Origin of the sequence: Oscillatoria sp. FACHB-1407, assembly GCF_014697545.1 — a bacterium.
GTDB lineage: Bacteria > Cyanobacteriota > Cyanobacteriia > Elainellales > Elainellaceae > FACHB-1407.
Genome location: NZ_JACJSA010000032.1, coordinates 19012 through 35119, shown reverse-complemented (window position 1 = coordinate 35119; position 16108 = coordinate 19012). Strand labels below are relative to the sequence as shown.

The 16108-nt window shown below is 47.1% G+C and carries 12 protein-coding genes; all 12 read right to left on the bottom strand.

Going from position 1 to position 16108, the window contains the following annotated elements:
• Nucleotides 1-3: 3 nt before the first annotated feature.
• Entirely contained in the window at nucleotides 4-393 is a 390-nt protein-coding gene (locus tag H6G89_RS31505; protein WP_190513969.1) for a DUF6130 family protein, read from the bottom strand.
• Nucleotides 394-405: 12 nt separating this feature from the next.
• Nucleotides 406-1401, bottom strand: coding sequence for an alpha/beta hydrolase (locus H6G89_RS31500; RefSeq protein WP_190513968.1), 996 nt, complete (start codon nucleotides 1399-1401; stop codon nucleotides 406-408).
• Nucleotides 1402-1487: 86 nt separating this feature from the next.
• Nucleotides 1488-2357, bottom strand: coding sequence for an alpha/beta fold hydrolase (locus H6G89_RS31495; RefSeq protein WP_190513967.1), 870 nt, complete (start codon nucleotides 2355-2357; stop codon nucleotides 1488-1490).
• A gap of 57 nt (nucleotides 2358-2414) precedes the next feature.
• Nucleotides 2415-3059, bottom strand: a complete 645-nt coding sequence (locus H6G89_RS31490) for an MOSC domain-containing protein (RefSeq protein ID WP_190513966.1) — start codon at nucleotides 3057-3059, stop codon at nucleotides 2415-2417.
• A gap of 26 nt (nucleotides 3060-3085) precedes the next feature.
• Nucleotides 3086-3619, bottom strand: a complete 534-nt coding sequence (locus H6G89_RS31485; RefSeq protein ID WP_190513965.1) for an SgcJ/EcaC family oxidoreductase — start codon at nucleotides 3617-3619, stop codon at nucleotides 3086-3088.
• Between the two features lie 14 nt (nucleotides 3620-3633).
• Nucleotides 3634-4581 carry an SDR family NAD(P)-dependent oxidoreductase gene (locus H6G89_RS31480; RefSeq protein ID WP_190513964.1) on the bottom strand — a complete coding sequence of 316 codons (948 nt, stop codon included), beginning with the start codon at nucleotides 4579-4581 and terminating at the stop codon, nucleotides 3634-3636.
• 102 nt (nucleotides 4582-4683) lie between these two features.
• On the bottom strand, nucleotides 4684-6255 hold the full coding sequence (locus H6G89_RS31475) for a GMC family oxidoreductase (RefSeq protein WP_190513963.1): 1572 nt from the start codon (nucleotides 6253-6255) through the stop codon (nucleotides 4684-4686).
• Between the two features lie 105 nt (nucleotides 6256-6360).
• Nucleotides 6361-6960, bottom strand: coding sequence for a DsbA family protein (locus H6G89_RS31470; RefSeq protein WP_309230143.1), 600 nt, complete (start codon nucleotides 6958-6960; stop codon nucleotides 6361-6363).
• Nucleotides 6961-7150: 190 nt separating this feature from the next.
• Nucleotides 7151-7798, bottom strand: a complete 648-nt coding sequence (locus H6G89_RS31465) for a response regulator transcription factor (protein WP_190513962.1) — start codon at nucleotides 7796-7798, stop codon at nucleotides 7151-7153.
• Between the two features lie 34 nt (nucleotides 7799-7832).
• Nucleotides 7833-8204 carry a four helix bundle protein gene (locus tag H6G89_RS31460; protein ID WP_190513961.1) on the bottom strand — a complete coding sequence of 124 codons (372 nt, stop codon included), beginning with the start codon at nucleotides 8202-8204 and terminating at the stop codon, nucleotides 7833-7835.
• 24 nt (nucleotides 8205-8228) lie between these two features.
• Nucleotides 8229-15155, bottom strand: a complete 6927-nt coding sequence (locus H6G89_RS31455) for a PAS domain-containing protein (RefSeq protein WP_190513960.1) — start codon at nucleotides 15153-15155, stop codon at nucleotides 8229-8231.
• Nucleotides 15156-15354: 199 nt separating this feature from the next.
• A complete protein-coding gene (locus tag H6G89_RS31450) occupies nucleotides 15355-16095 on the bottom strand; it encodes an SDR family oxidoreductase (RefSeq protein WP_190513959.1) in 741 nt (246 codons plus the stop codon).
• Nucleotides 16096-16108 lie beyond the last annotated feature (13 nt).

Genomic DNA, 16108 nt, shown 5'->3' with positions numbered 1-16108 from the left:
GATTCATCGCCTCAAATCGGGTACCGTGAACATCACGGTTTCGCTAGTGATTACATTGTGCGTGGGGTCGGCTAGTTCGATGAACACCTTGTGTAAACCAGGTTCCAGTCCGACCAGGATAATCGTTTCGCCGCTGGTATCAACAAAGTGCCAGGGCGCGTCATCAACCGTAATGTGGATATGACCAACGCGCGGCGATACATCAAGGGCACCTTTACCAAACACGGGCAATACTCGCAGGTTCTCCGTCCGATACTGGATGAAGACGCGACCTTGAGACAGAGGTTCGGAAAGTGGCGGATCGACAATCAGCTTGGCAGGTGGTTCGTTTGCGATCGCAATCAGTGGAGATGGACCGACAATATCCTTGGCACTTGGGATGTGATTGTCCATAGCGGTCAACTTCTATTGCAGATGTTTCTTCAATTCAGCGGCAGCTTGAACGAAAAGCGATCGAACTGCTGGAAGCTCAGCTAAACCATTCAGCAATCCAAAGTCGTGAATCATGCCGTCGTATTGCACGAGCGTCACATCTACTCCGGCTTCATCGAGCTTGCGCCCATAGGCTGTGCCTTCGTCGTGTAAAATATCGCTTTCTGCAACTACGACTAACGCTGGAGGTAAGCCTTTCAGTTGCTCAACAGTCGCCCGCAGGGGAGAGGCATAGATGTCTTTGCGTTTCTCTGGATCAGCGATGTACATGTCATACATCCACTTCATCGTCGGTACGGTCAGAAAACGTTTGTCACCGAACTGGTGATAGGAATTCGTTTCAAAATCAGCGTCTACAATGGGCCAGAGCAGGATTTGCAGCTTGATGTGCGGAGCTCCCTTTTCTTTTGCCATTAATGTAGTAACCGTTAACATGTTGCCGCCGACACTGTTGCCGACAACTGCCAGATTTTTGCCGTCAACTCCAATCTCATTACCATGCTCGGCAACCCATTTGGTCGCAGCATAAATCTCATTAATCGCTTGAGGATACTGAGCATCTGGCGTGCGAGTGTAGTTGACAAAGACAGCCGCAAATCCTGAAAGCACAACGAGATCGCGAACCATTCGCTTATGGGTTGGGTAATCACCCAATACCCAACCACCACCATGAATAAAGATGAAAACGGGTAAGATACCTTGAACTCCTTCAGGACGCACGATGTTGAGCGTAATTGTGTAACCGTCAGCAGTAATCGTCTTCTCAGACTCCTCAATGCCAGAAAGATCGACGGTCACGGAAGCCTGTCCATCCACAAGGACTTGACGCGCTTCGAGTGGAGATAAGGTTTCTAAAGCCACACCCCCTGAATTCAACACGTTTAAAAATTCCTTCGTTTCTCTGGAAAGACGCGGATCATCTGCGACTTCTAAAACGTTTACTGCTGGTGAATTGATTTGAGCAACCATGATGTTCTCCTTGGGATAAGTAGTGAATAATGGGTTGAAATATCACTGTTAAGCCAATGAACTTGGCAGTGTTCATTAGTGGTTGATTAGGCAAGAATAGGTTGCAGTCGTGACGCGAGAAATTGAGTGATGTAATTTGCGATCGCCTCTCCCTCTTCCTCCAGTGCAAAATGTCCTGTATCGAGTAAATGGAACTCAACGTCTTTCAGGTCGCGCTGGTAGGAATAAGCACCTTCAGCAGGGAAAATGTAGTCATTCTTGCCCCAGACAATCAGAGTCGGTGGCTGATATTTGCGGAAATACTCTTGCCATTGGGGATAGAGCGGTGGATTCGTGCCGTAGCTGTACAATAGCGCCAGTTGAATCTCACCATTACCGGGGCGATCGAGAAAATGTTGATCAATCGTCCAGGTATCCGGACTGATCGCTTCAGGATTGCGAACCCCGTTGGTGTATTGCCATTTTGTCGCTTCCAGGGTGACAAGATATTTGAGTTTCTCTACATTCTCAGGCGATCGCTCCTGCCAGTATGCCTTGATCGGCTCCCAAAATTCGCGCAGACCTTCCTCATAAGCATTGCCGTTTTGCACAATCAAAGATTGCACTCGCTCTGGATATTTTGCTGCAATGCGGTAGCCAATGGGTGCGCCGTAATCCATGACATAAAGACTGTATTTTTTCAGATCGATCGCGTCAATAAACTTCTCTACAATCTCAGTTAGATGGTCAAACGTGTAGTCAAATTCATTCACAGTTGGCATCGAACTGTTGCCGTAACCTGGATAGTCGGGAGCAATGAGATGGAATTTATCTGCAAGTGCGGGTATGAGATTGCGGAACATGTGAGACGACGTTGGAAAGCCGTGTAACAGCAGAATCGTTGGATTATCACGAGAACCCGCTTCACGGTAGAAGATGTCTAAACCATCAATCGAAACGGTGCGATATGTCGTCATGGGATTACTCCTTGTCAGTGTATAAAGTCCAATGGTGCTGTTTAACAGCAGGCTGATCTATCTCACACGACGAACCTGCTCTTGGAAGTAGTCGCGCCAACTTTCAGGTAATGCTTCTAATTGAGTCGCACGTTGCAATAACTCTGGATCGTTTTTCTCACGGGTATACAACTGAGTGATATCAGCAACTGTGATATTGTTCTCATCCCGGCTCACTAGCGCTAGAGTGTCTCCGGCGACGACTTCGCCCTCTTGCAAAACACGGAAGTAAAATCCGGTGCGACGGCTGGCGAGAAAGCGTTTCACCATATCCGCTCGCCCAAAGCGAATCCCAAGTTTGTAGCAGGGCATTCGCGGCTGTGTCACCATGAGTTCCACACTGCCGATTTGGAAGCAATCGCCAATATTCAAGTCCTCTTCTTTCAGCCCAGTAGTGGTGAAATTTTCACCAAAATTGCCCATTGTTAAGTCCGTGTCAGGCAATTCAGTGCGCCAGTAGTCGTAATGCTCAAACGGATAAGCATATACAGCTTTGTCAACTCCGCCATGAACGGTGAGATCTGCCTGTCCATCTTCATCCAGGTTTAGCGATCGCACCATGACTCGATCTGTGACTGGTTCTTTGAAAATTCCAGTACTAACGGTTCTCCCTTTCCAGGTCACTTCGCGAGGTAATCCAACATTGACAGAAATTATTTTCATGTTCAGCTCCAAAGATTTGGACAGCTCTAAATCGGTGCTAGATCTGCTTGCTGCCGCTTGAGATCTGCAACGAAGTCGGTTACTTGACATTGAGCTTCTGCGCTCAGTGAGTCAAAGTCGTCTAAGAAGAATTGACGTTCTAGCGTTAACTTCCGGGTATTGAGTAACCCTTCGATCTGCCAGCCTTCGTCACTTTTCGTTACGACGTAGAGCGGTAGCGAATCTCGTGACGGTGAAGTTTCGGTTTGTCCGGCCAGCATTACTCTGATCACAACGTGCATGAGCGCGAGTTGTGAGTTCACAAAGCGGACGAAATTCACCTCACCCTCCAGACGTGTTCCTTTGACAACCGTGTCGAATGCTTGCTGATGAAATGCAGCGATTTCTTTTCGACCTTTAAGGTGCGTGCCCTCGAACGTGAGAAAATCGGCAGTTTCGCTGAACGGGGCAGCAAAGCCTTTGCCGCTACCTTGATTCCAGGCATCAATCATCTGGCGAAGGAAAGCACGGATTGCCGATTCGTCAGAAAAAGTGGTGGTTTGAGCTGTTCGTGAAGTCATAATTTTGGTTCCTTTTAAGTAATAGCCTCGGTTTCAAGGGGCGTTGTGCAATCTGAAAATATTTTCTGTGAGCTATCCCAGAGCCGATCGGCGTTGTCTAGATTCAGGGCGTAGGGAGCAACGCCACTCATATAGCCGTTCCCGCTGGTGACGATCGCAGCTTCATTGCAGTCCTCGAAATAGCGTCCGCCAATGCCCTCCAGGAGCGGAGAAGTTGCCAGCAGGACAGATGTTGCCGCACCCTGCGCGATTGTCTTCTGCCGCTCAGGCGGCATTTTAAGACCGCCCGTATGACGTTGGAGGTTCGTGGCGATCGCACCAGGCATTAAGGCATTAGCCGTAATACCATCGTTAAACCAGCGTGCAGTAGCCCCCACAGCAAAGAGAATATTGGCGGTTTTAGATTGTCCATATGCCAGCCACGGATCATACGGACGGAACATAAAGTGAATATCATCGAACACAATGGGTGACATCAGATGCGCACTAGAACTAACCGAGACGATACGGGCAGCACCATCCGCCGCGAGAGCGTCGTGTAGTCCGAGTACCAGGGCAAAGTGCCCCAGATAGTTGGTGGCAAACTGCATCTCCCAACCTTCGGGTGTGCGCTGCTCGGGCAGGGCCATGACGCCTGCATTGTTGACGAGAATGTGTAGCGGTTCATTCCAGGCAGCGGTGAAGTTGGCGATCGAGTTGCGATCGCTTAAATCGAGCGGAACAACATGAATATTCTGGTTTCCAGTAGTAGCCGTAATGTCAGCCGCGACTTGTGCTCCAGCATCGGTATTACGCACCGCTAGCGTGACGATCGCTCCAGTTTGAGCCAGTGCCCGCACGGTTTCTATGCCGATGCCCGATGCGGCTCCCGTGACGATCGCCCGTTTGCCAGAAAGATCAATTCCTTTTACTACCTCAGCAGCGGTGGAATGCCGTCCGAATGGTGTTGTAATGAGTGCCATTGTGTATTCCTTACAGAAGACGAGTGTTCTGTTTGCCTGATATCGACCGACAAACCCTCGACGGGCGTGATGACCTGCGCTTGGTTAAAGACGATCGCCATTCTAAATAGCTGAATATGCCGGATTTTGGGCATTGCTGAGAACTGTTTTCGCTGTGCGACCTGCTCTAATAAAATCTGCTGCCTTCTCACCGATCATGATGGTGGGTGCGTTCGTATTGCCTGTGGTAATCGTTGGCATGATGGAGGCATCCACGACACGCAACCCCTCAATTCCGTGCACCCGCAGTTCGGAGTCTACAACTGCCATTGGGTCAGTGCCCATTTTGCAAGTGCCGACCGGATGCCACACTGTACTGCAAGTCTCCCGGACGTAAGCAACGAGTGCTGCATTACTCTGTTTGTCGGCACCCGGAGCGATTTCCTTACCGCGAAACTCATCCAAAGCACTGGCATCGAACAAGTTACGGAGTAATTTAATCCCGATAACCAGCTTTTGCACATCCGCTTCACTTTGAAGAAAGTTCACTTGAATCATTGGTGGGTCTTTGGGATCGGGCGATCGCAAACTGACACTGCCAATATTGTGGGGATGAGTCAAACAAACGAAACTTGTGAATCCTAAACCAGAGTGGGTATAACCAGGCGGCACCAACACAACGGGACCAAAGAGAAATTGTAAATCTGGTGCAGCATCTAGATTTCCTTCAGTATGCAAAAACAAGTTAGCTTCACCGATGCTACTGGTGCTTGCTGGGTGTAAATCCTGAGTTGCCTCGTGTGCTACAGACACAACAGGGTGATCTTGGAGGTTTTGTCCAACGCCCGGCAAATCAGCCACGATCGGAATTCCCATCGCTTTCAGGTGTTCTGCATCTCCAATACCAGACAGCATCAGCAGCTTGGGCGAATCGAACACGCCAGCACTTAAAATCACTTCCCGGTTGACTTTGACCTCGTGCAGTGTGCCCTCATGCAGGTACTCCACCCCAACAGTGCAAGTTCCCTTAAATAACAAGCGAGTCACCAATGCCCCTGTCATTACCGTTAAATTGGGGCGATCGAGAATGGGTACGAGAAAAGCAGCCGCAGCACTGTGCCGTTTACCATCTTTGATCGTCAACTGATAAAGTCCTGCCCCTTCCTGCTGCATGCCATTGACATCAGGATTGTGGTCATATCCGAGTGCGATCGCTGCGTCTACAAAGCGTTGAGATACCACAGTAGGCGCGATCGGATCGGTGACACTCAACTCCCCATCAACTCCGTGAAATTCAGACGCGCCGCGCTGCTGGTGTTCCGATTTCTTGAAGTAGGGCAACACATCTTGATAACTCCAACCGGGATTCCCCAATGACTGCCAGTGGTCATAATCATGAGGATTGCCCCGCATATAAATCATGATATTAATCGAACTGCTGCCCCCCAAGACTTTGCCGCGTGGACAAAAGATTTTGCGGTTATCCAAGTAGGGTTCGGGTTCAGAGAAATAGCCCCAGTCCACCTCAGAGCCTAGTAGACTGAGGCATTCTCCTGGAATGTGAATCTCTGGCTTTGTATCAGGGTTACCTGCTTCGAGGAGTAAAACGGTTGTGTTACTGTCTTGAGTCAGACGGTTGGCGACAACGCAGCCTGCCGAACCTGCACCAATCACAATGTAGTCATAGTGAGTCATAAATTCTCTTTCTCTGTTGTTTGCAATGAGAAACGTAATTAGAAGAAAATGATGAACTCAAAATTGCATCTGCAATTTCAGTAGAAAGGTTGAGAAACAGAAAGCCTAATAGCTTGCAGTAGTGATAGCTGCCATTAACTGTTCAACATTCCAGCGATCGCGATACCGAATTCCATTAATAAACAAAGCTGGAGCAATCGTCACTCCACTTTGTATTCCGCTTTGAATATCTTGATTGATCCGATCGATATGTACTTGTTTAGATAGATCTTGCAAAAACTGGGAAATATCGAGTCCTAGACGATTGGCATACTCGACAAGATAGCCGTCGTCCAATGCTTCTTGATGGGTGAACAGCATATCGTGCATTTGCCAAAATTGACCTTGCGCTGCGGCTGCTTCCGCCACCTCTGCTGCTTTTTGAACTTGAGGATAGGCTAAATGCTCATCAATAAAGTGACGAAACACAACACAGAGCCAATTCTCCTCAGGAAACTCAGAACTAAAATGTTGCTGAATTTCCTGAATCAACTGATGGACTTCTCTACATTGAGGGCATTGGTAATTTCCATACTCCACCAGTACGATTGAGGCATTGAGCACTCCCTGGTAGTGATCCCGTTGTGAGGGTAGAACCAGGAGTTGATTAAGATGACTATTTTGATTCATCAGATCATCGGACATACGAGCAAAGGGAGTTTTCACGGCATTAAATGATTACCATGATTCCTGTCTGTGGTTCCTGCCACCTCCATTGTTTGGATGCCTTTAGCTTATGAAATGAATGCAGTTTTGTCGTCAACTCAAAGTTGGGTGTTTAAGGGCATGAAACAACAGCCGCTCACTCTCTCTGCAACGAGATCTCAACCGAACTTAAGTTCAGTTCTCATCGCTGTCACAACTTAGCCAGTCCCCGCTTCAGTGCCGTAATCACCGCCTGTGTGCGATCGCTCACGCCTAATTTGCTCAAAATTCGGTTGATGTGGAACTTGACCGTACTTTCGGTAATATTCAAAGCCGCACCAATATCATGATTACTCAAACCCAGCGCCATCTGACGCACAACTTCTTGTTCGCGATCGCTCAATTCTGGAATATTCATCCGTTCCACTAACTTGGCAGCCACTTCAGAAGGGATATATTGTTGCCCACTATGAACGATCTGAATCGCACTGAGCAGTGCATCGGGTTCGGCATCCTTGAGTAAATAGCCCTTGGCTCCGGCACGTAATGCTCGATAAATATCCTCGTCGCCATCATACGTGGTTAGTATAATAATGCGAGCATGGGCAAATTCAGCACAGATGGCTAACGTCGCATCAGCACCACTCATCTGCGGCATTTGTAAGTCCATCAAGGTGACATCAGGTTGTAGCTGTTGATAGAGGGCGATCGCTTCCAGTCCATCCCCTGCTTGACCTACCACCGTCATATCCGGTTCATTCTCAATCATTGCGGCTAAACCCTGCCGAACAATGGCGTGATCATCAACAATCAGAACCTGAATAGGGGTGTGGGGTATAGGGTGTAGGGTGTGAGGCATGGGGTGTAGGATGTGGGGTGTAGGATGTGGAGATTTAATTACTGCCTGTAGATCTTTGAAGACTTTGGCGAAGGCGATTGAGTAGGCGTCCTGCACTTTCACACAAACTCATTAAGTTGGTAATATCGTCAATGTAATCCAAATCATGAGCCAGGAGAAGCAATGTTTCCAGTTCTTTGAGACTTCCATTAGCAATACCAAGAAACTGGATGTATTCCTTACGGTAATTTCGTCCATACCCCTCAGCAATATTTGCAGGTATAGAAACGCTTGCTCTACGAATCTGAGACGTTAATCCATATAGTTCATGTTTCGGCATACCTTCTGTCGATTGATAAACTTCCCTTGCTAACTGCATTGATACTTTCCAAACCTCCAAATCACGGTAACTTTCCAATTTACCCATACCCTACACCCTACACCCCATACCCTACACCTCAATCACCACAACAACTTCGGTTCCCTGCCCCAATTGGCTCTCGATTGAAAGTTGTGCCCCAATGCGTTCCGCTCGTTCGGTCATTCCCATTAAGCCAAACCCTCGATTTAGAATTGTAGGGTTGGCTGCAAATCCTTGTCCGTTGTCTCTAATTTGCAAGAAGCATTGCGTCGATTCATACACTAACTCAATCCGAATTTCGGTTGCGTTGGCATACCTGATAGCGTTTGTAAATGCTTCCTGTGCAATTCTCAAAAGATTGTTTTCCGTTTCAGCAGGTAGGACATAGGGAGTACCGATAATTTCACAAATCAAGCTGGTTTCAGTTGAAGATTGCAGCGTTGCTACAAATCGTTCTAGGGCTGTCCAGAGATTGCCATCTTCTAGCGCTTGAGGACGGAGTGCTGCAACCGACCGGCGCGCTTCTGTTAGCCCGCTGCGAGCCAGATCTCGCACCGTATTAATGTGGGTTTGAATTGCGTCAGGGTTAGTGTTCACCAATCGAGAAACGGTTCCCATGTGAACTAGAATCCCCGTAAAGGCTTGTGCCAGCGTATCATGAATTTCTCGCGCCATGCGGTTACGTTCCTCTAAAATTGAGGCTTCTTCGGCACGTCTGCGATCGCTGATATCTACGTTGAGAGAATAGAATCCGATAACTTGAGCCTTACCATCCAGGTTGGGAATTAAGGTTGTACTGATATATTTGTTGCCTGATGGTAAAGACATTTCGGCTTCAAAGGTTGCCGTTTGTCCTGCTAATGCCTGGTTAATATAGGGTTCAGTCATTAAATACATGGCATTGCCGACAAACTCACGAATAGACTTACCCAAAATTTCGTCCCGACTACAGCAACACCAAATCTCGTAGGTGTGGTTGACAAAGCGATACTGCTGGTTAGCATCGATATAAGCAATACAAACAGGTAGAGCATCTGTGATGAGCCGTAATTCCTGTTCTCGTAAGCGAAGCTCGTCAAAGACATCGCGCAGTTCGGCTTCAGAGGCTTGCAAGGCTACTTCTGCCTGTTTGCGTCTAATTCCTAATGCAATCTCGTGAGCCGCAAACTCCAATGCCTCAAAGTTGGATGACGGAATGGGATGTCGGGCAAACATTGCGATCACGCCAACAAGCTGCTCCTCCAGCAGGATGGGATAGCCCGCAAATGCCACCATGCCTTCTCGTTCTGCCCATTCTTGATCAATGGATGACTCGCAGAACACATTATTGGTCAACAGAGGACAGCGATCCTGAGCAATGCGTCCAACTTTGAAGCTACCTACGGGAACTCGACTGTAGGTGCCGTCAAGTCGGGTATACATTCCCGCACTGGCTTGTAACTCCAGAATATTCTCGTCTTTATTGAGCGTCCAAATCCGGGCGAATGCAGCATTAAAGTGCTTAACAACGGCTTCCACACAGCGATGCAGCATCAAGGACAATCTATCACTTTGAGCAAGGGCACTGCCCACATCGGCGCGAAAAGCGGAGAGGATTGCCTGTTCCCGAAACTGAGCCTCGGACTGGCGCAACACTTTTTCTGCTTTTTTGTGATGACCAATGTCTGTATTTAGAGCATAGAATCCAATGACTTGAGCATTTGCATCAAAATCAGGAATTAAGGTTATACTCAAGTACTTTTTGCCTGTTGGCAGGAGTATTTCTGCTTCAAACGTTGTCGCTTGTCCCCCTAACGCTTGATTAACATACGGTTCCAGCACTTGATACGCTGTATCATCCACCAGCTCACGAATAGACTTGCCTAAAATTTCGTCTCGGCTACAGCTACGCCAAATCTCATAGGTGCGGTTGACAAAGCGATGGCGTTGCTCAGCATCGATGTAACCAATAGCAACCGGGAGAGCGTCTGTAATGAGCCGCAATTCTTGTTCACGAGCGCGCAGTTCTGCTTCGCTTTCTTGTAACTCTGCCGTTCGTTCTGATACTTGGTGCTCTAAGGTGCGATTATAATCAGCTAACAACTGTTCAGCTTGTTTTTGCTGGGTGATGTCTTGAAAGGCTGCGATCGCATAGGTCACCTTACCCTGTTCGTCAAAGATAGGAGTGCCCCATACTTCAACTGGAATAGTTACGTTGTTTTGGCGAATGTCCATATCGTTAACTGAGGTGCGATCGCCACTCAATGCCCGGACAATTGGCATTTTCTCAGTCGGATATTTTTGCTCCGTTCCCGCCAGATACGTTTGATAAACTTCTGCAAGTTGATTGGGTATCAGAGACGGATCAATCCCTTTACCCAATAGCTGAGTTGCTCGTTGGTTGAAGTAGTAAGGGCGACCCGCCCCATCCACGATGCTAATCCCTACCGGGATTGCTTCGAGAAATTGAGCCATCCGACTTTCACTCGCGCGTAGCTTTGAGTAGAGTTTGGCATTTTCGATCGCGATCGCGGCTTGGGTAGAGAGTAAATTTAGAACTTGCGATCGCTCTGGTGTAAATGCCCCAGTTGTTAATTGATTTTCTAGATACAGCACACCGATGAGCTTACTTTGATTCAACAACGGCAAACAAAGAAGTGATTGCGTTTGGTTCTGTTGAATGTAGGGATCATGGATGAAATGACCTTCACGAGCCGCATCATTGAGAATAACGAATTCATGAGTCCGGATCACATATTGAATGATTGATTCACATAAGCGATTTGCAATGGGAACCGATTGCAACACTTGTGTCAAAATGTTCTCACCATCATTCAGTTCACACGAAGCTCCGATCGCCCATTCTCCTGAGTTTTCCAGGAGCAGGCATCCAGTTTGTGCCCCAGCATTTTCAATTAAAATCTGCATGAGGGAATTGAGCAACCGTTCCAATTCAATTTCACTCGAAATTGCTTGTGATGCTCTCATCACTGCTGCTAAATCGAAAGCGACGTGTGAGGTGTTTGAAGTGGTTTTAGATGCTTTAAGGTCTAGTGCATCAGGCATACTTGATGGTTGAGCAAAGAATTGTGGATAACGAGTTTCTAAATCATTAACCTTTGCGATCGCTCCCCAGCGTTCATAGCAGTAGTGTGCTTCCTTCATGTAGGTTTGGGCAAACTTTTCCCTACCCCGCTCCAGGTAAAATCTGGCAGCTAACTCATAGGCTAACGCTTCTTCTTGAAGATACTCATTGTCTCTAGCCCCTTGAATCGCTTGTTCATAAAACTCCTCTGCCTCAAGCAACTGACCTAAAACTCGTGCGGTCTCTGCTTGCAGCAAATGATATTTATGCAAATGATTCATCGGCGCATAATGCGCCCAATACTCCATTTTCTCTTGGTTGACAGCAACTTTTTCTAGAATTTCCGCCTGTATTTGAACGCTGCTCTCAGGATATATTGCTAGTCTTGCTAAAGCATCAAAGAGGTAGTAAAAAGGAATAAAAGAGGTGCCTACTATTTGGGCTAAATATCGTTCTGCTATCGCTGCATTCTCAACTGCCTGAGCATACTCGGAGAAGAAGTAGCATAGAAAGAGTTTATTGGCATAGACATCAAAGATTGCAGTTCCATCATTTGCGACTTCATGTTGTGCTAATTGATTGTCCTCATTGTAGAACTCACCAATGAGACAAATTGGATTGTCTGAATAACCCATCAAATTTGCGACCATCTGCTGAAATATTCGATTCCAGGTTAGCGCCGTTTCCTGCTTAATTTGGCAGATTGCTTCGTTGTATTTTGCTATCTCTCGTGCAACTTCTGTGAGTTCATTTCCAACTGCATAAAAGTTGAAGCAATAAGCGTGTGCAGCATAGGCGACATACTCCAAGTCTCCAGTCTCTAGCCCATTGTGGTAAGCTCTTAGCAATGGCTGGAACGTGTTCCTCACATGCTCTTTCCAATGAATGATGAAAGTATTTACAATGAGCAACGTCCTGGCGGTAAGTGAATGGGTATTAGACTGGGACAACAACCTTAAAGCCAGTTTTCCAAATTCGTAACCAGTCTCGATATCTCCGCTCTTTCCACAGAGAATTAATCCAAAGTTGGCATATGCAAAGGGAGATGAAAACGCATTTCCATGCTCTATCGACAAACTGACCTGTCTAGCGACCAGTAATACCATCAATTCAGGAGCAGCAATCCAGGACGCAATCATAATCCTGGATAAAATTCGCATTGCTATTAACTTATTCGGTTCGCTCATTTCCGGTAAATGAGTCAGGTCTTCGATCGATTTATCACTAAAGAGTCGCGAGGTTGCGTCCAGTTCAAGCTGAATATCTAGCTGATTTGGTGATTCGGTAAACTTAATTCCAAACTGTGGCAAAACTTGTAATGCTGTCTTGATTGCTTGCAAGGGCTGCCCCTGTGCAATATATGCTTGAATTTTGATTTCGTAAACGTTCACAAGGTCAAACACCGTTTTAGCTTCTTGTAGAACGATTGCTACCGAAGTCTCTACCTGATCAAACTCACCGCATAGATATGCGACTTCTGTAGTTTCTATATACAGCGCCAAGGTCAAGTCATAGTTAGTTTGCCAGCTATAAGCTGCCAGCCATGCTCGTCCTACCGCTAAATATTTTTCAGCCACACGATAGGCGATCGCCCCTTTTGCTTTCTGACCTGCAATTAGATTTAATCTGGCAATTTCATCTCGCTCAGATTGATCAGCAACCAACTCAATTCCATGATTGAAATGATCCACAACTTCAAACAACCGCTCTGATAACTCCTCTGGCAACGTTTTTTCCAGCAGATTGCGACCGATTTGCAGATGAACCACCTGTTTCTGCGATTCATCAATCAAGGTATAGGCAGCTTGTTGAACGCGATCGTGTAAGAACTTGTACTCCCGAACTAACAAATTCTCGTCTAATTCAGAAAGCGGTTGAATGAATCCAAGCTGTACTGCTGTTAACAAGCTTTGAAAAACAATTGTCGGTGATTGATCACATACAATCGCTAGCGTTTCTAAATCAAACTCAGCCCCAATGCAAGCGGCGAGTCGAAGAAACTGCTGAGTTATCTCTGGTAGTTTCTTTAACTTGATCAACAGCAACTCCACCACATTATCGGTAATATTCAGAGCTTGAATTTGATCAATGTTCCACTGCCAGCTCAAGTGTTCTGCATGAAAGCTCAAGAGATTTTCACTGTACAGCGATCGCAAAAATTCACCAACAAAGAAAGGGTTGCCCTCTGTTTTACGCAGTACTAATTCAGCCAAAGGAAGAACTGCCTTCATCTCTTGATGGAGCGTTTCGGCAACCAACTGAGTTAACGGTTCTAGGGTTAAGGGTGCTAGAACAATCTCCTGAAGTATCGCTTCTTGTTGCCGTAGCCTCTCCAGTGCTAATGCAAGTGGATGAGTTGAATTGACTTCATTGCTTCGATAGGCTCCAATTAAAAATAGAGATTTGGTTTGCTCATCCAGCAGCATCAGTTCAATTAACTTCAGCGTTGCCGAATCTATCCACTGCAAGTCATCTAAGAAGATCACTAGAGGATTTTCTTTGGCACAAAATACTCGAATGAATTGCTGAAAGACTCGATTAAAACGGTTTTGAGCTTCCGTTGCCCCAATGTCTAGTACGGGTGGTTGCTTGCCAATAATCAGTTCTACTCCGGGAATCACATCAATGATGAGTTGTCCGTTGCTGCCCAACGCTGATAGTAGACGCGATCGCCACTGTTGCAATTGCTCATCAGGCTCACCCAGCAGTTGTTGCACCAATTGTTGCAAGGCATGGGCGATCGCACTGTAGGGAATATCGCGCTGAAACTGATCAAACTTGCCAGAAATAAAATAGCCGCGTTTTGCTGTGATTGGTTTGTAGAGTTCCTGCACTAACGCAGATTTGCCAACACCAGAATAGCCGGAGACTAGCATTAGGGGTGTAGGGTGTGGGGTGTGGGGTGTGGGGTCAATTTGTTCACTCTCCGCGTCTCCCCCTGTTACTTTGTCGAATACTGTCAATAATGTTGCAAGTTCTGCTTCACGTCCATAGAGTTTTTGGGGAATGTGAAATTGATCAGAAATATCTTGCAGCCCTAGCTGAATGGCTTGAATCTGCCCTGTTGATTCAAGTTGATGCAAACAGCGTTCTAAATCCGATTTAATGCCCCAGGCGCTCTGATAGCGATCCTCTGCGTTTTTCGCCACCAACTTCATCACAATATCCGAAACCGCTTCAGGAATTGCATTAGCTGTGGATGATAACGCATCCTCTACACCCCACACCCCGAACCCTACACCACCAATCTCATGCGGCGGAATCGGCTGTTTCGCAATATGACAATGCACTAACTCCAGAACATCAGTTGCTTCAAACGGCAGATGTCCTGTTAGAAGTTCGTAAAACGTGACTCCAAGCGAGTAAAAATCAGTGCGGTAATCAAGTGAGCGATTCATTCGCCCGGTTTGTTCTGGAGACAGGTAGGCTAATGTGCCTTCTAAACGATGAGGGCTTTTGAAGGTTGGATTCGTGCGATTAAATCGGGTAGCTATTCCAAAGTCAATAATTTTAACAACGCCAGTACCTGGGTTAAAAACGATATTTCCAGGATTAATATCTTTGTGAATGATATTGTTGGCGTGAATACGGCCCAAAATATCGGTGAGTGCGATCGCCAGTTGCAGGAATGCAGGTAAGGACATGGGGCAGAAACTTGATTGCTGCCGCATCCATTGCTCCAGCGACTCTCCACCAAAATCTTCTAAGAGAATAATCAACGTGCGTTGGTAGTCTTGCTGGCTGTATGCTTTGACTACCCCTTCCAGATTCAGAGAGTGGGTAATGGCATATTCCTGTCTATAGCGCGTTAATTCTTGAGGAGAGGGATAATCCTGCTTGAGCAGTTTGACCACAATTGCCCGCCCATCAGACATTTGGATACCCCGATACACTAAAGAGGTTGGACTCTCATAGATCTTGCTTTGAATAGCAATTCCAGGCAGGTCAATCATCCGACTCTCTCCTGATGCGGTGCATAAGCATACCGCCCATTATATTGATGTCTAGATTTTAGAAGAACTGCCTCACACTCAAAACGGAATCGTCCAGACAGAGAGGTGGCTTACCCTGCGGATACCCAGATCTGTTGGGCGTCATAAAACTCACCCCGTTGTTCAATTGCATACTCTCCTAGCAATAAAGCAATCTGGTTTAACTGGGCTGCCCAAGCGGTCGGACAATAATTTCATTCACATCTACATCTGCGGGCTGCTCGATCGCAAAGGCAATGGCACGAGCGATCGCATCGGGTGGAATTACGGCTCCACGAAATTCCTCTAACCACTGCGCTGCTTCAGCGTCGGTGGTGGTGCTGGGAAGTTCAGATTGGGTCACTCCGGGCGAGATGATCGTAACCCGGATATCCGTCGATTCCTGCCGCAGTCCCTCAGAGATTGCCCAGACGGCAAACTTGGTTGCGCAGTACACGGCTGCTGTCGGATAGACGATGTGTCCACCAATGGAGGAGATATTTACAAACTGTCCAGACTGTTGCTGCTTGAAAACAGGGAGGGCAGCCGCGATGCCGTGGAGGACACCGCGAATATTGACATCAATCATGCGGTTCCACTCGTCGATCTTTAATGCCTCTAGCTTGGCGAGTGGCATGATACCTGCATTGTTGACTACGACATCCAGATGACCAAACTTATTTTCTGCAAACTCAACAATGGCTTGCATGTCTTCGAGGTTAGTGACATCCAGGGCACGATATTCTGCTACGCCCCCTTTCTCACGGATTTCGGAGGCGATCGCTTCAAGGCGATCGGTACGCCGTGCGCCCAACACAACTCGTAGACCGTTGCGAGCCAGTAATCTGGCGGTTGCTTCACCAATGCCGCTACTTGCACCTGTAATCAGCACAACTTTTTGGGTGTTTTCATGGGTCGTCATGAGTCTTATCTCC